This window comes from Paenibacillus sp. UNC217MF (genome assembly GCF_000686865.1).
Lineage (GTDB): Bacteria > Bacillota > Bacilli > Paenibacillales > Paenibacillaceae > Paenibacillus_B > Paenibacillus_B suaedae.
The window spans coordinates 490,394-513,092 of record NZ_KK366028.1; the positions used below are offsets into that span (position 1 = coordinate 490,394).

11 protein-coding genes are annotated in these 22,699 nt (G+C 43.8%); all 11 read left to right on the forward strand.

Translation table 11 applies throughout. From position 1 onward, the window contains the following. The first annotated feature begins 308 nt into the window (after positions 1 to 308). The 11 genes from BP95_RS0123835 (at position 309) to BP95_RS0123885 (ending at position 22,604) form a co-directional block, all read left to right on the forward strand. Positions 309 to 4,325, forward strand: a complete 4,017-nt coding sequence (locus BP95_RS0123835) for an S-layer homology domain-containing protein (RefSeq protein WP_021257142.1) — start codon at positions 309 to 311, stop codon at positions 4,323 to 4,325. 613 nt (positions 4,326 to 4,938) lie between these two features. Further along, entirely contained in the window at positions 4,939 to 7,977 is a 3,039-nt protein-coding gene (locus BP95_RS0123840) for an Ig-like domain-containing domain (protein WP_028533400.1), read from the forward strand. A gap of 149 nt (positions 7,978 to 8,126) precedes the next feature. Beyond that, on the forward strand, positions 8,127 to 10,706 hold the full coding sequence (locus BP95_RS0123845) for a hypothetical protein (RefSeq protein WP_028533401.1): 2,580 nt from the start codon (positions 8,127 to 8,129) through the stop codon (positions 10,704 to 10,706). A gap of 64 nt (positions 10,707 to 10,770) precedes the next feature. Further along, the gene (locus BP95_RS0123850) at positions 10,771 to 11,322 is read left to right on the forward strand and encodes a hypothetical protein (RefSeq protein ID WP_021257139.1); all 552 of its coding nucleotides are present in this window, start codon (positions 10,771 to 10,773) and stop codon (positions 11,320 to 11,322) included. A gap of 104 nt (positions 11,323 to 11,426) precedes the next feature. Beyond that, a complete protein-coding gene (locus BP95_RS0123855; protein ID WP_021257138.1) occupies positions 11,427 to 11,690 on the forward strand; it encodes an alpha/beta-type small acid-soluble spore protein in 264 nt (87 codons plus the stop codon). A 159-nt stretch (positions 11,691 to 11,849) separates the two neighbouring features. Then, the gene (gene metK / locus BP95_RS0123860) at positions 11,850 to 13,049 is read left to right on the forward strand and encodes a methionine adenosyltransferase (RefSeq protein ID WP_005544758.1); all 1,200 of its coding nucleotides are present in this window, start codon (positions 11,850 to 11,852) and stop codon (positions 13,047 to 13,049) included. Between the two features lie 163 nt (positions 13,050 to 13,212). Further along, a complete protein-coding gene (locus tag BP95_RS0123865) occupies positions 13,213 to 17,163 on the forward strand; it encodes an Ig-like domain-containing protein (RefSeq protein ID WP_028533402.1) in 3,951 nt (1,316 codons plus the stop codon). Positions 17,164 to 17,386: 223 nt separating this feature from the next. Next, positions 17,387 to 20,119 carry a stalk domain-containing protein gene (locus BP95_RS0123870; RefSeq protein ID WP_021257135.1) on the forward strand — a complete coding sequence of 911 codons (2,733 nt, stop codon included), beginning with the start codon at positions 17,387 to 17,389 and terminating at the stop codon, positions 20,117 to 20,119. 61 nt (positions 20,120 to 20,180) lie between these two features. Next, positions 20,181 to 21,341 carry a sensor histidine kinase gene (locus BP95_RS0123875; protein ID WP_021257134.1) on the forward strand — a complete coding sequence of 387 codons (1,161 nt, stop codon included), beginning with the start codon at positions 20,181 to 20,183 and terminating at the stop codon, positions 21,339 to 21,341. An 8-nt stretch (positions 21,342 to 21,349) separates the two neighbouring features. Continuing rightward, the gene (locus tag BP95_RS0123880; RefSeq protein WP_021257133.1) at positions 21,350 to 22,069 is read left to right on the forward strand and encodes a response regulator; all 720 of its coding nucleotides are present in this window, start codon (positions 21,350 to 21,352) and stop codon (positions 22,067 to 22,069) included. A 97-nt stretch (positions 22,070 to 22,166) separates the two neighbouring features. Beyond that, entirely contained in the window at positions 22,167 to 22,604 is a 438-nt protein-coding gene (locus BP95_RS0123885) for a hypothetical protein (protein WP_021257132.1), read from the forward strand. Positions 22,605 to 22,699 lie beyond the last annotated feature (95 nt).

Genomic DNA, 22,699 nt, shown 5'->3' on the forward strand with positions numbered 1-22,699 from the left:
AAACACACCTCAAAAAGAACCCTTTACAAGTATCTTGTAAGTAGGTCTGTTAAATCTTCTTTTTTTATCATCTGTAAGTGCTCAATAATTGCCCTCAATGTGTGCCTCTTAACTAAAGTCCTCTGAGAGTTCTGCTTCCGCGAGCACCACAGTAGGTGTCCTTTCCCTTCTCTTTGTCTGTTCTCAATACAAACTTCGGAGTTTTGACTAAAATTTAGGACGAAATTAGCCGATAACAGAAATAACAAGTAAGAACGAGCCGATGGAGGCAACTCAGCTACGGTTCTATAATAAGGAGGCTATTAGCGTTGAAGAAACTGGTATCCATACTGTTGACGCTCGCGCTTGTCGTTACGCTTATCCCGGCATCACTCGGTACAGCAGTATCGACGGCATTCGCAGCAAGCGCCAACCACTTCGTATTTCCGAATGAACAGTATTCTCCTACATCTGCACGTATAACAAATAGTGAACGTGTGACGCTAGAGGGAACATTGAATGGCGTTAACGGAAATTCGATCTCTTATAGCGTGTACAAGCTAAATAAAAATCCTGATCCAAACGCGACGGATAAGTATTTAGTGGATCAAAACGACAAACGTGAAGGCCAAACGGCCAACATTATGATCAATGGTTCGAAAATCCAATTGTATAATTTGCAGTTGTATCCTGGATTGAACCAAGTAACATTCAAAGGCTTGCAAGGCATGTCGGATGTGTATGATTCCATCTTCATCGAGTATCGCAATGGTCCAACGATGTACGACATGTCCGTATCCTTGGATGGGAATGTCTATAACTTGAAAGAAGATGAGTCGACAATTGTTTACTCCGATGCTTCCCAAGGGAAAAAATCGGTGAACGTCAGCATCTCGGGTAAAGCACCGAATGCGGATAAGGTACAAATCGAAGTGAACGGACGAAGCTGGTCCTTCGGCGTATCCAAAAGCAATGATTGGACGTTCTTTGCATCTCCAATTGCCATTGAGCAAGGCCGGAACTTAGTTAAGATTAAAGTATTTAATGGTACACAATCGGTTGAAACAACAAGAGAAGTGGCATTTTTCAATGGTGATGTGACGTTCCATGATGTTCACATGAAGGAAAGTGGCGGAACAACAAAATATGATTTATCGCAAAGTCCTACGATTACTGCCGCAACTAACGGTGTAATTTATGGTCGCGTTCTTATCCCATACGATGCAACCAAGGCTAAGCCGACTAGCGTTGGTGTCGCATATGAGACGATTGAGACGGGTAGCGGTAATAAAACAAACGGAAATGCAACGAATGTGGTTGAGGTTTCCTCGAATCCGAAATTTGTGGAGTACTCATTTGAAATACCAGGCGCTGTTAAACAAGATGTTCGTACTAACATTACTTTGACTTCAACGAACTATGCTTTGTCTACACCTTCATTGCAGAGTATGTCCGGATTCTCCGTATTGCTGAAGGATGCAGGCAAGCCATATATCTATGCTGCTAATTACTTGAGCGGATATAACAATGCAATGACACCTGGGGAAGCTGTGGCGTTGCAAGGCGGAAAGCTGGATGGTGCGCAGTTATTCTCCATGCCAGCTGCGATCCAATTTTTAGTTCCTAACGGTAGCAGTCCTAGAATTTCGATTAAATCTGTAACAGATGCGTTAGGCAAAACGCAACCTACGAGTTCGTACAATTTAAATCCTACGATTGTGGCAGAGGACGTTACAGTTGAAAATATCAATGGTGTGCCGACATCGATGAGTCGGGTTGTATACCTGATTGACAAGCTGCCAAGCACAGGGAAACAAACAATTGTGTTTGGTTTGGATGGCTCTACGGAAACGTACACGGCAACGGTTACTCTTTTATATGGACCATATGTGAAATACGACGGTGCATTTGATGGCCAAAAGATTTATACGGACACAACAGATGCTAATCGTCAAGATCAAGTCATGAAAGAATTGCAGGACTTGGCGGGTCAAATCTACAATATTGCCAACGAAGAAGAGCTTAAATACTCAGGGAAAGATCAAACGGTATTTTTCAGTATTAATAATACAACCTTGGAACTGGCTCCAATAAGCGGAACAAACAAAAGTAAGTTCAAATTAGTAAACCAGAAAGACGCCTTTAATGCGTTGTATATGGGAGACAACAAAATCAAATTTGTTTTCCGTTCCCAAAAATCGCATTACGAGAACACAATCACGGTAACGCTCATTCCGACTAACCTGCCGGTTATTCCAGCACCTGAGACAGACGGAATCTATCCATACAGCACAACATATCCAGATCCGAAGCCAAATGACCCTCGCTTTGAGAAAAAAGGCGGCGTTTATCTGACCCGTGAAGCGCAGATGAATGTATACGGTACATTCGACTTTGTTGATCTCGGAAAAAATAAAGCTGAAATTGAAGGAAAGCTTACTAGCTTGCGGGGCAGTGGTACTACAAAAAATGAGCTTCAAAATTATAAATTAGTCATTCAATCGCCTGTATTGAAAAACGACAAAAACCCATTAGGTAAAATCGAGTGGACACTGGAGAATATGTTCACGGACAAAAATGGGGATACGTACAATTCGAGTGCAGTAGTTAACGGAATCTCTGTTTACTACGATAATGATAAACAATACTTTAGCTTTATTATTAAGGGCATAAGTCTTCCGGGTGATGGAACTCCTGTCGCTATGAACATGACTGTATTTAACAGTGGCGAAGGTGGCCCTCGTGCAACATACCGTTTGGAAGTTGTGCCGGTAGATGTGCCTTACACGATTTTGAAGCCAGCGCTTGAAAAGCGAGTGGTTAACCAAAACTTTGTTGAAGTCATTATTGACTCGCCAGGTGCAGAAAAGGTAGTTATTAATAAAATTCCAGCAGAAAAAATTATTTACTACCCAAGCTATGACAAGACACAAAAGCCATACGAAAATGCGTATCGTGCATTTGTCGTAGGACTTAAAGCAAATAAAGACAATAAAATTGAAATTGCCATTTCAAGAGGCAAGGATACCTTCAAAAATACGATTACGGTGAAGTACGTACCTACGTCAATTCCAGGGGCTCAGTATATGGAGCCAATGAAAAAATCACATAAGGTATTTGAAGGAATAGTAAACTTGACGTTCGAAAAAGGTGCTAATCTCGTAAGACGCGACTATAATGTGCCGCAAAACTTCAAAAACCAAGTATTTAGTGGTCACAACCTACTGTTCGCGATTGCGAATTCGTTCGATGGTGAAGTAGATCGCCGTGAATTTGAGTATCAGCCAGCGAACTATGACTTGGCGAAGATAGAAGCAAAGAACATTTTCGAAGCAAGCTTCCCTGAACGCTTTATTAAGGCTGGTCCAGTTATTTGGATGGATCCAGGTCAAGCGGATGACATCAAGACTGAGTCTGTTTATGACCCAATTAAGTATGGTGTTGAGCCTTATCAGTATCCAGGTTCGCCAATTGAGATGTTCTATAAGCGCGACCTGCGCAATGAACTGATCATGTCTAAACCAGGTAAATTAACACTGAGCTATGATAAAAACGTAACTGATGATGGTGGCCGCACTGTGAGTGTTTTCCGTTTTGATTCGGAATTACAGCAATGGGAAAACATTGGCGGTGTTGTAGATTCGAAGAAACATACCGTAACCGTTCCAATTACGCGCTTTGGATACTATGTTGTTGGTAAGATGTCTTACTCTTATCATGATGTGGTACAACATCCATATGCACGTGATTTCATTGAAACGATATTTGCAAAAGGCGTTATGAATCCATTTGATCCATTCTCCATGTTTGGTACAGATATGTATGTATCTCGTGGTGAATTCACTCGTATGATTGTTCGTGCGAAAGAGATGCCATTGAATTATGACGGTAAGAAACATTTCAATGATGTCGTTGTACCGGCGGCTGATAAGATGAATACGATTAATGTGAATCAGCTGTGGGACTTCCGCTATGTAGAGACGGCTGCACGTGATGGTATCGTTCGTGGTGTTTCTCCGAATGAATTTGGTGGGGACTACTCGATTATCCGTCAGGATGCTGCGGTTATGCTTGCGAAAGCATTGAATATGAAGCTTGAGACGAAGCGTGATAAAGTTCGCAAGGATCTGTTGAAGTATTTCCAAGATGCGGATAAGATTGATTACTATGCACAGCCTGCGGTGCTTGCTATCGCGAAGAAAGGCTTTATTACAGGAGTTCCGATTGACCCATCTGATCCGAAGAAGGGTTATGTATTCCAGCCATCTGCGAATATGCTCCGTGGCGATGCTGCTCTCATAATGGCGCGTGCTATGATTGATTTGAAGAAGTTGCCGAAGATGTAACATAGATTCAACGTGTAGATCTTCGGGTAATAAGGAGAGAGCCGATTTTGCGCGGCTCTCTTCCTTTATATAATAGAAGATATTCGTTTTATTAGGATCATTGATCTGGTAAACATGTAATGAATCTACCTATGATCATATTCATGGGTGATCTGTCATTCAGTGGAAAACATTAGCCAGTGACTCCTTCTTAGCTTGGCGCTATACTAGGAGATGTATTCGTTAATGCATACATATAGATGAATTCAAGTATTGCAATATGTATAGCATATCCGTGTATATGCGTTACTGAATGTAATGAGCAAGACATTGTCTGAAATCTGCGAAAAAATTTAAAAATAATTTTCCGTAGAGCGCAACTTTTTCGAAACCTGTGCGTTTAATATGATGAAGCTCGAATACAGTGGTTAATTTAATTATTGTTCCCTGTATTTCACAAAAATATACTTTACGCTAGGCAGTTGACATTGTATAATGTCTAGAGTGGTATGAGCATTTCTATTTATTTTCATTTGTTCCTAATCGATTACTAGTTTCTGTGGCATGTCCTTATGTTGCAGACTTCTTTTTAGATTACATTTCGCTCACTCTGAGGAAGGGGGTGAATCGGCGAATGAGGGAAATGAACTATCAAACTTCTACGCAACAAACTAAACAAACGAAGCAATTTAGAGGAGGAGAAAAAAAGGTTATGAAGAAAAGATTGGCCCTTCTGCTTTCCGTTGCTATGGCGTTCTCTATGTTCGCAAACGTAGCTTTCGGTGCTGACGCAGCTAAAACAACTCAAGAGAAATTTGATGCATTGAAAACTCAAGGTGTATTTAACGGTTATCCAAATGGAGAAGCTGGCCTTGATAAAGACATGACTCGTGCAGAATTCGCGAAAGTACTCGTGAAATTGTTCGGTCTGAAAGAAATCAATGGTACTTATTCTTACAAAGATAAAAACTATGGTGCTAAAAACTGGGCAGCTCCATTCATCGAAGCTGTAACAGCTGAAGGTTTGATGCAAGGTAAAGACTTGGAGAAGAAGTTGTTCGACTTCAACGGCAAAATCACAGTTGAAGAAGCAGCTAAAACTTTGGTTACTGCTTTGAAACTTGAAGAAGTTAAAGACGCTCAAAACAACGCTTCTTCATGGGCTAAAGGTTTCTTCCAAGCGGCAGTTGACGCTGGTTTGTTCTCCAAAGATGCAAACCCTAAAGCGAATGCAACTCGTACTCAATTGGTAGAAGCAGCATATGCAGCTGACGAACTCGTTAAAGGTCCTAAAGTTGCATCTTACAAAGTAATCGACTCCAAAACAGTTGAATTCACAATGACTGACAAAGAAGTTGTGAAAATTACTTTGGAAAAAGCATTGGAAGCTAACAAAGAAACTGAAGTTAAATTCCAATATAAAGGTAAAGAAGTAACAGCTAAAGTTACTTACGCTATTACTTCTGCTCAAAGCGTTAAATCTGTTACAGCTGAAAACTTGAAAGAAGTCGTTGTCGCATTTGACGGTTCTCTCGAGCAAAAGTCTGCTGAGAACAAAAATAACTATGAAGTAAAAGATATGAAGATTGACAGCGTGACAATGGCGAAAGACAAAAACTCTGTCACAATCTTGCTTGAAGAAAATGGTTCCGATTTGAAGAACCAAAAAGAAACTGAAGTGAAAATCAAAAACGTTAAGAACGAAGATGGTTCTAAAACGTTCAACGAAACAAAGAAATTCACTCCAGTTGATGTGAAGACTCCAGAAATCAAAGAAGTTGTTGGTTTGGGAACGAAAGCATTCAAAATCGTATTCTCTGAGCCAGTTAAGCGCGGCGATGCAGTTGCATCTGGCAACTACAAAGTTGACGGTGCAATCGTATCCGGCAGCGTTGACTACATGTATCCAAATGTAGTAATCGTGAAAAAAGACTTGTCCGTTGGCACTCACAAAGTGAGCGCAAGCAACATTGCTGACTTCTTCGGTCTGAAGAGCATTCCAGCAGACAAAGAATTCACGATTGCTGAAGATACATCAGCTCCTGAAATCGTGTCTGCAAAGACAACTGATTTGAATGAGCTTGAGCTTGAATTCAATGAAACAGTTCGTTCCATTGACAAAGTGTACCACAACACTTCCGGTAACACTGGTAAAATTACGTACAAAGATAACAAAGTTAAAGTTGTATTCAGCAACAAAATGTACAACGGCGACAACACGATCTATGTAAAAGGTGCAGTTGATTACAGCGGTAACAAAGCTGACCGTGAAATCAAAGTAAACCCTACATTGGATACAACTCGTCCAGAAATCGTGAAGTTCGAAGTAAAAGAAGTTGGTGCAGTTAACAATCATCAGTTGGTTCTTGAATTCAACAAAAAGCTTGAAAAAGAGTCCGCTGAAAATGTAAGAAACTACACATTGAAAGACAGAGACGGTAAAGTCTTGACAAACAAAGACTTCAATGGTGTAGATAGAGATGGTCATCCAATTTCCAAACCATCTTACGATGAAAAGGATAACAAGGTTACAATCAATTTGAATGCTAAATTGAATAACCAAACAGATTACATCTTGGATGTAACTGGTATCCGTGACACTGCTGCATTGCAAAACACAATGGCACCATGGTCACAAACATTCACAGCTAAGCAAACTTCCAAATCCGGAATCGTTCGTGCTTGGATCACTAAAGAAAGTGGCGAAGAGAACCTGTTCGTTCAGTTCAAAGAAGACATGGCTACTAGTGGAGATGGAGATGTAACGATTAAAGAGAAATACCTCTTTAACGGTAAATCTATCACAGATCATGACATTTCTATGATGACAGGTGACACTGTTCGCATTACTGCTAAAGCAGGTAAACTGGGCATTAAAGATGGAGTTAATGATCTGTCTGTAAGCCAAGTTAAAAATGCTAAAGGCGATTACATCAAGCAAGATAACTCTTACACATTGACGTACAGTGGTACTGTGGCAGAGAAATTTGCAAATCACATTTCCATCAATAGTGTTAAAGCGAATTCCCGTGAAGAAGTTAAAGTTGAGTTTGCAGGAAAAATCAACTATGTAAGTGAAGATGATTTCTCCATCAAAACAGCTAATTCTACTGTTTACTACAAACCTAACGGTTATGAGTTGAGCAATGATGGCACAGTTTTGACACTTAAGTTCACTAATGATGCAATCTTGCCAGCTAGCTTGACAGGTGCTAAGTTGTTTGTACGTGAGAATCCTACTACTGCAGACTTGCTGAATGTTAAAATTCAGACAGGATCTAAAGATGTCGAGAACACTGACGTACGTCCTGAAGCAAATATCAGCTCGTTGACTGTAACAGCTACAGGTGCAACTTATACTGCTTCCATTCCAGTAAATACAAACATCACAGTAAAAGATGCAGCTAAAGCAAAAGAGATTTTCGTTGTGAAAATTAACGGTTCTGATGATGTTAAAGCTACTGTTGGCACAGTTGATGTTAAGAATAATAATGATAATGTACTGACAGTCAACTTTACATTGACAGGTGACAAGAAGCTCACTAAAGAAGATACTGTTCAAATTGAATTGTTGGATCAACAGAACTATGTATACAAAGCTATTGTTGATGCAACAAACCACAATGTTGCTATGAGTGGTTTCTGGGCATCTACACAATTTAAACAGCAATAATATATAAAAAAAGAAAGCCCTTCGGGGCTTTCTTTTTTTATACAAAGCTTACAACAATGTAACCCTCCAACTTGCTGAAAATCGCAACTTTCTCTTATCATTATGCGTTATACTATATATGTAGATTCTACGCATAGGAGGAAAGTAGATTGAAAAGAACAACCGCCATTGCGACAATGTTATCGTTGTCCCTCATTTTAGGGGCGTCAGCCTTCCCAACGGCAAATATTTATGCTGCAGATACAAAAAATGCTACTAAACAACAAAGCACGAGCAAGCAAACAAAACCTGCGGCTAAACCGACGCCAGTACATACGATTAGTGAGTTAAAGCCAATTCGCTTGACTGCTAAAAGTGCAGTTAAGCTGACGGATGTAAACATGTATAAACAAGATGAAAGTAATATTTTGACGTATACGTTAACTTATTATAATAATGAGCAGCGCAGCGTTCCTCTTATTGATTACTGGACGAAGGTTCGGACAAAAGGTGGTACGGTGTATTCTAGTGTATTGACTACAAAGGATAAAGAGAAAAAAACAGTACCAGGTTTGTCTGAGATGAGTGTTACCTATTATGCAAAAGTAGCGAAGGGTCTTACCATTAATGATTTATTTTTTGATATCATAAAGTGGGATTTTAGCAAAGCTGGTTTTGAAAACAGATTGGGTTCTTTTCAAATTCCTACATGGATGACTGCATCGACTGTAGTTGGAAAAAGCAGCACAGTACGAATGAATGACATTCCTATAAAAACAAGCATTGATCGAGTAACCTCGATGCTTAATGAAGACATGAATTATGTAAATGTTGCAGTAAATGTAGAAAATTTAGGGTTTAAAGCGTTGGAGAATCCGACTTACAAATACGTAATTAAAACAGCAAGCGGAAGCAGTTACCCTCTTGTACCAGATAGCGCAAGTAAGGAGTATAAGCTGCAGCCTAGCGAGAAAAAGACATTGAATTTCATGACGGCGATTCCTAAGAGTGTCGTTATCAAAAACTTGGAGCTTCAACTACTGACAGAGGATGAGACTGCAAAAATTAATCTGCCTGTAGCAACCTTAAAGTTGCCAGCTTCGAATGCAGCCACTTCTGTTATTCCAGCGAATAAAGAGCAAGTGATAACGATCGACAAGGCAAAGGTAAGCACTAAAATTTTGAACGGTTGGGCAAACCAAAGTTTTGAAGAAAATGATATTACATTGACCTTCCAATTTGAAAATTTATCGAATCGTCCAGTGACGATACCAAAATATGAATTTGTTTTGAAAGGGCCAAACGGATTATCCGTGCCGATCCCCACAAAATCACTAGATAATTTGACATTGAAAGCGATGGAGAAACGACCAATCACATTGAGTGCAATGGTATCAACTGACGTACCTCTTGAACAATTAAAACTTCAACTCAATAAGCCTGGAGATTCCGAACAAAAGGATCCAACGAAGCCCGAAACGAATCAAAAGGACTCGAATTTCAAGTTCCCAGAAGGAACTTATAAATTGCCTGATCTTCAATCCATGCGTAATCAAACGGGAATTGAATACGATGTGCAGCATAGCAAAGGCAACCTTGGAATCACAATAGAGTCTCTACAACGTCTACCTTGGTTAGACGGGGATGTACTGTCAGCAAAATTAAAAATTAAAAACAAAGAAACGAAAACAATTCAATTGCCAGCTTTAGAAGGTGTCTTTAAATTGGATACTTCCGGTGTATCTGGTAAAACACAGGTGATAAGCTCGAATGGTGCTTTAATCATCGGAGCGAGGGAAGTCGTCGATGTATACATCGTAACGAAGGTACCAAGTTATATGGACTTCTCTCAAGTCCAAACGGCGTTAATGGAGAAAATAGGGGAAACGGATAGTGCACCAATCATTCAGTTCACGAATGGAGGCAAGTTAAGCAAATTGCCTGTCGTTGAATTTGGTAAAGTATACAATCTTACTACTCAAGGACGCAAAGCGGATATTGAAGTAAAGAACAGTAAGGTATATGAAGGTGCCGTTGAACAAATCATTTACACGGATCTCGTTATGAAGAGCCAGGAAGAACGTCAGACGATTTTATCTCAAATGGTAGCATACTATCGATCAGATGATGGACGTTACTATAAAGCGAATCTTTCCCAAGTGCAGGGCCCTACGAGTCCGCAAGGATTGAATGTCGTAACGGCATGGGTGAAAGTACCGAAAACGGTTAATAAAACAGATTTGCAGCTTATTATCGGTGAAGGAATTACCGAGAATAAACTGACACCTCCAAAGGGTGAGTCTGATGGATATATCAATGCAGTAGCAATGGATTTGAAAGTCGTACAGCCTACGGTTCAACGAGACTTTGTAAATCTTGATCTATTCCCTTATTCGTTGACTTTATACAATTTCTACGTGACTGCTAACAGATCATCGAACTTGTCTATCGAGTTCTCTTACGATATGGCTCGCCAATTGGAATACAACATGGGAGACTACGGTCATAAGTTAGTCATTGAAATTGTAGATTCAAGTGGCAAGAGGTTTGAAAAAGAGATTGACTTTGTTAAAGAATTTACAGAAGGCAAGAATAAGTCATTCTCAACCTCTATTTCGGACGCATTCTTTGAGAAAATCGAGAACGGTGGCTTCCAGCTAACCTTGTATGATGTATTCGATAAAGAGAAGATCAAGCTAGCTAGCCATGGTAGTGCGTACAACATTAGAAACGCAAAAACAGCGGACTAAAACAATAAAGAAAACTCCCCTCGCAGAGGGGAGTTTTTGGCATAAGAAGTAGGAGGAGGAAAAAATGAACAAATTTACGAAGGTTATTTTATCTACAACATTAATAACAGGGGGGATTGTGGCAGGTTCTATTTTGGGTGTGAATGCATTCGCAGCAGATACAACGCCGGGAACATCTTCAGATCCACTTGTAACGAAGAGTTATGTGGATCAACAAGTTAAATCCCTTATTCAAGCTGAAATGAAGAAAGGCAATACAGGCAATGACACTACGAGCAAGGACAAAGATAACCCGAAGAAGGATCAGCCTGAGGGCGATACAACAAGCAATACGGAACTTAAAGTCGTAACGGTTAAAAGTGGTCAGAAGCTTATTGCTAAGGCTGGAACTGAAGTCATTGTCCGCAACGGAAAGGCTGTCATCACAAGCCCGGATGAGAATGGGGTGCCGGATGTAACGGAAGGCACAGATATCAAGAGCGGACAAGCGGTTGCGACGAACCACTTGTTGTTGTTCCCGCGTGATGGACGCGGTGTGATGCCAGATCCGCAGCAGGAGAATGGTTTAATTGTTATGGTACGCGGGGGCTATTCAGTAGTACAAAAAACTGAGTAATTAACATGAGCTGGCAGGGCGGGCAACATTTCCTGCGGGTGCATCCTCCCAAATGAGGCACAATAATTATCACTGATGCATATATAACGAGGGAGGATATTACCGTGAGCAAAAAAACGTTAGTGCCAGCCAGCAGAGACGCCCTGCACCGTATGAAATATGAGATTGCAGCCGAGTTCGGACTTCCGGTTTCTCATCATGGAGCGCATATTGGAATGGATACAGAGTTCGCTTCCGAACTCGGCAGCGTTCCGGTTCAACATACGACTAGTCATGCTGATTGGGGTAGCTTATCTTCGCGTGATGCTGGTTCGGTAGGCGGAGAAATAACAAAACGTCTCATTGCCACAGCACTGCAGCAAAAATAGGTAATCCAACTTTTGACGCTTTCATTGACATGACCGGACAAATACAGTAATATGATTTTTCGAAGGCTGCTATAACAACCTTTTCCATTCGGGAAAGGTTCATTTTTTGTTTAGGCTGCTCATGGTAGAGCCATATTATAGGTTAGGAGGTCGAGTCCTATGTCATTGAAAGGACGCCACTTGTTTACGTCCGAGTCCGTTACTGAGGGACACCCGGATAAAATATGCGACCAGATTTCGGACGCGGTATTGGACGCCTTTTTGGCGAACGACCCGAATGCTCGGGTTGCATGTGAAGTATCCGTAGCCACGGGATTAGTTCTCGTCATAGGAGAAATCAGCACAAAGGCAGATTATGTTGACATTCCATCTATCGTACGCAACACGATCAAAGATATCGGGTATACGCGCGCGAAGTATGGTTTCGATTATAATACCTGTGCAGTATTGACCTCGCTTAACGAACAATCTCCAGACATTGCTCAGGGGGTTAACGCTGGCATTGAAACACGTACTGAAGATGCCAAGCAAGAAACCGAGAATATCGGTGCAGGCGACCAAGGCTTGATGTTCGGCTTTGCAACGAACGAAACGCCAGAACTTATGCCACTTCCGATCGCATTGTCACACCGTATTGCTCGTCGTTTGTCCGAAGTACGCAAAGACGGCACATTGCCTTACCTTCGTCCAGACGGTAAGACACAAGTGACGATTGAATATGATGGAGATAAGCCAGTACGTGTAGATACGATTGTCGTGTCGACACAGCATGCTGAAGATACAACATTGGAGCAAATCCAACGTGATATCAGAGAGCTGGTTATTACTCCGGTTGTTCCTAGTGAATGGCTCGACGATAAGACGAAGTACTACATCAACCCAACTGGCCGCTTCGTAATCGGTGGACCACAAGGTGATGCAGGTTTGACTGGGCGTAAAATTATCGTGGATACGTACGGCGGATATGCACGCCATGGCGGCGGAGCGTTCTCCGGTAAGGATCCAACGAAGGTTGACCGTTCTGCAGCTTATGCAGCGCGCTATGTTGCGAAGAACATCGTAGCAGCTGGCTTGGCTGACAAATGTGAAATCCAATTGGCTTATGCCATTGGTGTAGCTACTCCAGTATCCATTAACGTGGATACTTACGGAACAGGCAAAGTAAATGAAGAAAAAATTGTTGAACTGATTCAATCTCATTTTGATCTTCGCCCTGCAGGCATTATTAAAATGCTTGATCTGCGCAAACCAATCTACAAGCAGACTGCTGCTTACGGACATTTTGGCCGTACTGATTTGGATTTGCCTTGGGAACGTACAGACAAAGCAGATGCTCTGCGTGAGCAAGCGGGTTTATAATCTAACCCTTTATTATTTGAGCGCTTATACAAGACCTCTTTCTGGGCTATCAGGCTTAGGAGGAGGTCTTTTTTGCGTACCGGTTGTGATGTATCTAAACTATTTCCTCCTTTTTACCGACAAATAGAGTACAACTGTCTTCGGAATGAAAGGAGCATATAGAATGAAGAAATGGATTGCGGCCACAATGGCCTTTGTCCTTTTTTTAGGAGTGTTCGGATGGGGAGGTGTGCCCGAAGTGCACGCAGCTACCCCTCCTGCGATAGTCAGCTCATTGCCAGCTAACGGTGCGCAGGAAGTCTCGATCAATCCATCAAGCATACAATTTACGTTCAACGAAAAAGTATCCATGACGAATGGGTACATTACGGTAACGAACGAAAAAACAGGAGCACAGCAGCGCTTTGCTGAAACAAGTGCGGATGGAGTCGGAAAAATAGCAACAGCTGATAACGTAACATTCCAACTGGAAGGGCTGCAGCCTTTTGAAGCTGGAACAAGATATGTTGTAAAAGTTGATGGAAAGCTCTTTTTGGGCGAAGCCTCTAAAGAACTGTCCACACCTGCAGAATGGGCATTTTCCACTAAATCCCAGCAGGAAGCGGCATCCTTCTCGCCACAAGGCCAAGGAATTGCTTTGCCTGCGGATGCACAAATTACGTTTAACCGTCCTGTCCAAGCGGGCCAAGGCAGCATCAAGATCAATAAGTTCAGTGACAACAGTGTCGTGAAGACAATCGCTGCGAAGGATTTCGTAGTGAATGGACTTACAGCAACGATGAAATTGGATGGATTAGAAGCCGGAACAGCGTACTATGTCACGATGGATGCAGGCGCCTTTTTGGATTTGGATGACGGGACTCCCGTAGCAGGCTTCTCAGGCAAGACGTACTGGAACTTTACAACGACGCCTGGTGTTGATACGAATCCACCAAAAATAACAAAGCGCTCGCTGGATGGGACAGCTGTCCCCCCACAGACACGCTTGGAACTAACATTCGATAAGTCGGTCTATCAAGTAACAGGCAATATTGTGATTAAATCAGATGGACGCCAAGATATTGTGCTCCCTGTTACCTCAGCGATAACGGGAGGCGGCTCTGCGGTTATTCAGTCCACGAATGTTCTGTCTTTAGAACCAAATCGCACATATGTAGTCTCAATACCCAAGGGAGCATTCCGTGATGCTGCTGGAAACCTGATGGAGGCTGCGGAATGGTCGTTCCGTACGCAATCAACGGATACAACCGCGCCAACGATTGTCAGCTTCGATCCATCGTCCGGCAGTGTGACTGTACCGGCGAACAAGACGTTAATTATAACCTTTAGTAAGCCAATTGTGTATACGGGAAAAGGTGTTGACTTGCGACGCAAATCCTACTCCTATTCAGAATCAGCCAGCGTATACGTGCGCAATTCGAAGGAGCTGTGGATTTATCCTGCCTCCAGCTTGCAGGAAAACACCGTGTATACGGTCAGCATTGCAAGGGGCGCCGTTAAGGATACAGCCGGCAATGAATTTGCAGGTCTATCTGAATGGTCGTTTTCTACGGCAATTACGGACCGGAATCCGCCAGCAGTAGAAGATGTAACGATGTACAGCAACTCGTTAATTCAAATTCGATATAACAAGACGCTCGACAGCAACGTGAATCCGCCTTCCAACGAATTCACCGTACTAGTGAATAACGAGGAGCGGCGTGTCAGCAGCGCGTATACCTCTAGCAATTATGTCTATGTATCGCTAGAGAGCGGCGTTGCTGTAGGTCAAGACGTCAAGATTAGCTATGCGGCACGCTTCCGCGCGGTGCGTGATACGGTAGGCAATGTAGCTTCCAGCTTTAGCTCCCGTGCGGTAGAGAACAAGGTAGACACGACATTAACGAAGCTGCGAGATGGGTATATTTCCGGTTCTACTTTGTATTTATATTTTACAGATTCTCTGAAAAGTGTTTCTTCCTATGCAGACGGTCAATTTACCGTCACATACAATGATTCCACTGTAGGAATTGATAAACTATCGCATAACAGCAGCTCGTCTACCGTGACCTTGTCATTAAACCGTTCGGTATCGAACGGAGATATTGTCAAGGTCAGCTACACACCGGGCAATTATCCACTAGAGGATACCCGTGGCAGCAGGGTAGGAACAATCGATGAATTTTTCGTACGGAACAGCTATGACAATAAGCCGCCGGAACTGAAAGAGGTAACGGTACTTGGAACGAAGATGATTCTGAAGTACAACAAACCGATGGATAAGAACAACATTCCGATGAAGAACCAATTCTCGGTACTCGTGAATGAAAAGGCACGTTACGTCACGAAGGTTGAGATTAAGGAAAATCGAGTGGAACTGACTCTGCAATCGGCGGTATCGAAAACAGATCATGTAACCGTATCGTATGTAAGAGGAAATCCGCCGCTGCGCGATTGGAATTACAACTATGCATCCAACTTGAACCTTGTATCTGCTTCGAATTCGACAGATAGTGAAGCTGCAACTGTCCAATCGATAACCTGGAAGTCCCCTTCAATCATCTTGACGTTTAACAAGCGGCTTGAATCGATGTCGGCGTCCTATTATCCGCAGTTTCTGGTCACTTCAGGCAATCAGGCGATGAGTATTAAACAAGTAACTGCCAGCGGAACGCAAGTGACGATCGAGTTAATGTACCCGCCAACAGATGGAAGCAACTTAAGTGTGACCTACAATACAGGTTCCAAAGCACTTCAATCAGAGGCCGGAATCGAAATCAAGACATTCTCCAACTTAAAAGTAGGAGCAACGGGTACAGGAACAGGTGGAACAACAGCAGGGTCGCTGGATAGTTACTTTGTAAAAAGCGACAAGGACAGCTCCTTCGGAGACTATGCGTATGTCCTGCTTCAGAATACAGCTCAAATTACTACTGACCGGACAAGCAGCGGAGTAACGGTCAATCGTTATACGCTTGATACTACTAAGGTGAAGACGGCATTTGAGTTTGCTGGCCAATCTTTGGATTCGGATAAGCAGCTTCGATTCGAAGTGCCATCCACAGAAGCGGGCGCGCGGGTCGTAGTGCCGTTAGCAGCTTTTGAAAAGGCATATTCGCGAACCGATGCGATCTGGTTTACCGTGAAGTATAAGGAAGCTGTATACGGAATATCGCTTAATCGCGATACGATGAGCAAAATCATCCAAAGAACGCAAGGATCAATCACGAATTCTTCACTTCTTTTTGAAATCGATTCGGTCAATGAAACAGCGACGATTACGAATGAGCTTGCAAGTGTACAAGCGACAGCAATGGTGAAGGCTTATCAATTCGCGCTGTTCAATGTAGTAAACAATGGCACTGGTAGCGCGCTGAATATCGATACCGTTGTAAAAATGAAGTCTTCCCAGTCAGTAACTGCCAGCCGGGCAGCATTAGTAGAGTGGATGAAGAATTACTCGAAATTAGGATACTTGCCAACCAAGGTGTCTCGAGCAGGATTAGATACCGTAGCCATTACAAACATGGTTGGGACAAAGATTATTCTCTTTACGGTAGGGAAGCAATCCTTCATTGATTTACAGGGACATTGGGCACAAGGGGATGTGACTGCCCTCGTATCCAAAATGATTATGAGTGGACGCAGCACAACTAAGTTCGAGCCGAACAAGCCGATTACGCGTGAGGAATTTGCTGTCTCGATTGCTCGAGCGCTAGGTCTTGAACCAGATAGTGAAGCTGTCAAGCGTTTCCGCGATGTGAATCAAGGAGATATGACCGGAGCCTACATTGGTGCGGCCATCCGTGCAGGTGTAATTACGGGCTTCCCAGATGGAACATTCAAGCCGAAGCAATTTGTGACACGCGAGCAGATTACGCTTATGATGGTTCGTGCTGCACAAGCGGCAGGATATCGGATGTCCGCTGCATCGACAGATGTGCTGAAGTCATTCAAGGACAATAAGGAATTTACACGTGCAGGCGCAACAATCGTGGCACAGGCCGTACAGGATGGACTCATTCAAGGGGTTAGCACGAACCGCTTCCAGCCTAAGGGTTCAGCAACACGTGCACAGGCAGCCATTCTACTAGTTCGATTATTGAAAAAAGTAGATTATATTACGTTGGATTAATAAATAACAAGAAGGAAGTCCTGTCTACTAACGGCGAATAGCCGGGAAGGCAGGGCTTCTTTTGTTTTCATCATGGCTTTGATCAGGGACTATATCGTAAAATCCACCAAATACGTAACAAAATCGCAACTTTTTGTCGATTTTGGTAGTCTATATAATAGTAGAGTTGACACGCGAACATATTGACATTTATACATAATAGGACGAAATGGGAGAGAGACACATGGGCAAATCAAATCAAACTGTCCGCCACATCAACACAAGACGGATGGGGAAAAAGGCGGCAGCAGTCGTGCTATCCAGCGCACTGTTCATTCAGCCTGCATTTGGATGGGGAAACTATGTTTATGCGGATGCACCAATAGATTCGACTAGTGGGGATACATATGCAGCACCATTGAATTCATTGCAAAAGCTCAGCGAAGAGATACTTACCTCAGGTGCTAGATTGGTTACCTACCAATACGCGCTGCAGCGAGGCACGAAAACGTATAAGACTCGAATGAATGTGATTGAGGCCGACTTAAGCAATCCCTATATTAAGCTGGATGTCATGACAGGGAAGGACGGCAAGACAGCTACCGGGAACCCAGTCACGAAGATGACGAAGGAAACTGGGGCAGTTGCTGGTGTAAACGGGGACTATTGGATGATGGGCTCCGACCAAGTTCCAATGGGAGGCTCCATTTCGGACGGAGTCATGATTACAAGCCCTGCAGAGCTGACAGGCATGTATGCCTTTGCCGTCACCAAGAATGGTACGCCTACCATCGATCAGTATCGCTTCACAGGAAATGTGGCCGTGGCGGACGGTCAATCGTTCCCGCTGTCAGGCATCAACAAGATGAAATATGATAAAGAGCCTGGGAAACAGCATAGTCATATCAATGCGATGTACATCTACACAAGCGCTTGGAAAGGAACGAAGCGGCCAAATGATACGACCACAACGCCTACCGAAGTACTTGTACGCAATGGGGTCGTAGAGCAAATCTCTGATATGGGTGCGCTACCAATGGAAGTTCCTGAGGATGGCGTTATTCTGCGTGGACACGGGCAGGCTGCGGAATTCATGCGCCGCACAATGCAGGTAGGCACATCTCTCAAGATTGATTACAAACTGTTGTCTCAGTCGACAGGCCAATCCGTAGATCCGTCCTCCTTCCAAATGATGATAAGCGGTCATACGATGCTCGTTGAGAACGGCAAGGCATCCAGCTTCACGCGTGATACGAGTGGCATTAGCGGCAGTGGTGTAACAGCTCGTACAGCAGTCGGCTACTCGAAGGATGGTCGTTACGCTTACATCGTAACAGCTGAATCGAACAGTGTAAGCTCGGGCTTTACATTGAAGGAATTCCAGCAGGCGCTTGTACAGGCAGGTATCTGGAAAGCGGTAAACCTGGACGGCGGTGGTTCCACAACGATGACGAATCGGCCATTAGGCGATTTCGATACGAAGCTGACACATGAAACCAAAGAAGGAGGTAACAATGTCCGTTCTGTTGTCAACGGTCTTGGTGTGTTCACGACAGCTCCAGCAGGCAAAGTGAAGGGCATGACCCTAAGTGGAGAAAAAACGCTATTTATCGGGCAGCGTGCAACATACAGCATGAAGGCCTATGATGAGCATTACAATCCGGTAGATGCTTCTAACTTAGATGTGAAATGGAGCGCTGCGGACGGCAAGATGAAGTGGGATAAGGATGCATTCGTCGCTCAATCCTCAGGCAAGGCTACCATTGTAGCTACATCCGGAGGAGCGAAAACGACTGCAGAGGTAACGATCATCGGAGCGAAGGACTTATCAAGCCTGCAAATCGCTACCGGCTCAGCTCCACTAAGTGCCGGCGCAAGTGTTCCTGTTCCCGTGAAGGCTACCTTGCTGAATGGCAATCAGGCGACAGTACCTTCATCTGCTGTGAAATGGGAGATTCGCGGCTTCAACGGTAAGGTTGAGGATGGCGTGCTTAAAGTGAATTCGATCCCAGAAGGAACGAAGATTGGCTATGCCATTGCAAGCTATGATGGCTTGAGAACAATGATACCTCTGACACTTGGATCGGAGAAATTAATAGAGAATTTCAATCAAACAAATATGGGTGTCTCCTTCTCTGGATTGCCGAAGGGCAGTACGAAGGGGCAAGTCAGCATCGAAGGCGGATTTGGCGGCCGCGGTGCGAATGACAAAGTATTGAAGCTGTCCTATGATATGAATGCGGGCGGCAGCGCTGATAAGTTTGCCTATGCAGAATTGAATGGTTCTACAGGCATGGAACTTCCTAATGGCACTAGCGGTCTGAAGTTCGACGTCTATGGAGACAAGAGCTTTACCAATTTGCGACTAGAGATCCATGACGCGAATAAGAAAATTCACTATGTAAATGTAGTAGAATCGATAAATTGGGAAGGTTGGAAGACGGTAGAAGCGGATTTATCGTCATTGGGTATTTCTTATCCGGCTAAGCTGAAACGAATGTATTTGGTTAACTTCAAGGAAGATCAGGACGAACGTGCAACAGAAGGAACAGTTGCATTTGATAACCTGATCGCACAGCTTCCTGCTGGTTCATCGGATATTTTCCCTACAGCTACAATGAATTTGACTGTGAACAGCAAGTCTTCCAAGGTGAACGGTACTGTGAAGAACCTGGATGTAGCACCTATCGTGCTGAACGGTTCTACCTACGTTCCGGTACGAGTTGTGCTTGATGCATTTGGGGGCGAAGCACTCTGGAATGGTCCAGCGCAGACGGTCACGATTATGCGCGGTGAACGTTTCCTTGAAATGATCGTGAACCAAAAAGCATTCGTTCGCAACGGCTCTCGACTTGCATCGGATGTCGCACCTATTATTCGACAAGGTCGGACTTTAGTCCCGCTTCGCTTTGTATCGGAACAATTAGGCCTAACTGTAAAATGGGAGCAAAATACGAAGTCCATTACCATCCATTGATGTGGTATCATTAAGGTTGAAATTCCATTCATCCTTTTATGAACGAGGAGACCGAACGTTAGTGGATAATCAAGTCGATGTCATTGATCGCGTCATTAAGAACGCCATCAAAGTGATGGAAGAGAGCAAATATCAGATTTATGAAATATTGGATTCGTCTCGGAATGAAGCGATTGCTATGAACGCAGAACTGCAGATGGTTATGGATCAGACTGCTGAAATTTGTGATAAGGTGGACGAGCTGGAGCGGAACTATCGTCTGGCTCGTCTGCGTTTGACAGATGTGAGCCGTGATTTTGTCCGGTATACCGAGGAAGATATCAAGCAGGCCTATGAAAAGGCGACGCAGATGCAGCTTGAGCTGATGATGTATCGGGAGAAGGAAGGTTACTTGAAGACACGGCGGGATGATATTCAGAAACGATTGCGCGCGATTGAGGGTTCTGTGGAACGAGCAGAGACAATCGGCTCTCAGATGAGCGTTGCGCTTGAATATTTATCCGGTGATTTGAGTCAGGTAACACGTATTTTGGAATCCGCCAAAACTCGGCAGCTGCTCGGATTGAAGATCATTCTGGCACAGGAAGAAGAGCGGAAGCGGATCGCGCGTGAGATTCATGACGGCCCCGCACAATCTCTTGCTAATCTAGTGCTTAGGACGGAAATTGTAGAAAGAATGCTAAATAAGCAGGAATTTGAAATGGTGCAGAACGAAATAGTAGATTTAAAATCGCAGGTTCGTTTCGGCTTAGAAGAGATCCGCAAGGTAATCTTTAATTTACGTCCAATGGCATTGGACGACTTAGGGCTTGTACCGACTCTGCGCAAATTTATACATGACTATGAAGACAAGCACAGAATTAAGACTTCATTCGAGGTTAGAGGGCTTGAACGCCGGCTGCGCTCAGCAATGGAAGCAGCGATTTACCGATTGGTCCAGGAGGCCTTCACCAATGCAGCGAAGCATGCGCATCCTTCTTACGTTACATGTGAATTGACGTATGACGAAGAGGAAGTACGCGTGATCGTTCGTGACAATGGCTTTGGTTTCAAGGTAGAGTCCCTGGAAGAAAAATCGAAAGAGCACGCTCATTTTGGCCTCCTGGGCATGCAGGAGCGGGTGGAGCTGCTCGAAGGCCGTATGGAAATTCATTCGGCGGAGAACCGTGGAACTCGCATCGTGATACAAATTCCGACGAATGTGGAGAAGAGAGAGGAGTAAGCAACCTTATGGAGAATCGTAAGAAGGACATAGAAACAATAAAAGTACTCCTTGCTGACGATCACCAGCTCTTTCGTGAGGGCTTGAAGCGTATATTGAATATGGAGGACGATCTGGAGGTCATCGGCGAATGCGGCGATGGCATTCAGGTGCTGGAATTTTGCAATAAGGAAGTGCCGGACGTTGTTCTGATGGATATTAATATGCCGATTGAGAATGGCGTGATTGCCACAGAGCGATTGCGTGATATTTTTCCGGATGTAAAGGTGATCATCCTTTCGATACACGATGATGAGAGCTACGTATTCGAAACACTGCGCAAAGGAGCCTCTGGCTATCTGTTGAAGGATATGGAAGCTGAGTCTTTAATTAATGCTATTCGTTCGGTTGTAACGGGGTATGCTTACATCCATCCGAAGGTAACGGGCAAGCTTATTCAGCAGCTTCGGCGGATGACACTGCTGGACGGCAACGGAATCGTGAGCAGTCAATCGAGAGATGCAGGCGTGAAGTTCATTGCTGCGGAAGATAATCCATTGACAAGACGTGAAGCCGAAGTACTTCGCTTGATGGCGGAAGGCAAGAGCAACAAGATGATTGGTGAATTCCTATTTATTAGTGAGAAGACCGTTAAGAATCATGTCAGCAGCATCCTGCAGAAAATGGAGGTTGATGATCGAACCCAAGCGGTCATCAATTCCATTAAGAACGGTTGGGTAACCTTATAGCATACCGTCCCTAGAACTGAATCACAAGGCTAGCTGGCGTTTGTCCGTCACCTCGGCATCTATTGCGGCATACACTTGGTAGTAAGGAGGTGGCCGCATGATCGCAATGCTATGTTGGATTGTGGGATGCTTCGGACTCGCGGTAGCAGCCGTTCATCTGGCTCATCAATGGAGGCAGCTCGTACGCGGCGCTAGACCTGCGCCTTGGATGCATGTCGTGCTTGTGACGGAAAATGATGAACGCCATATCGAATGGGTGATTCGTGCGTATAGTTGGTTTGCTTGGCTGAAAGGACGCAAGCTGCATTTCACGTTTGTCGATAGCGGTTCCACGGACGCTACGTTTCCAATTGCTTCACGTGTAATGAGCGGCTACGATGTGAGTTGGAACTTACTTGTGATTCAAAGGAATGAGCTTGAGGCAACACTGCAAGGATTGAAGCAGCGAGCAGCGGAAGAGACATTAATTGTAATTGAGCCACGGAGTACAGAAGATTGGCGGAAAATTCCCTTCAAGGCCCGAAGTGCCTTGTAAGCGGTGTTGTTCGGGGAGATATGGAATATATTGAAACCGATAAACACTACAAATACAGTTAAATTTGGGGAGTTTACTGAAGTTTAGGGTTGTCA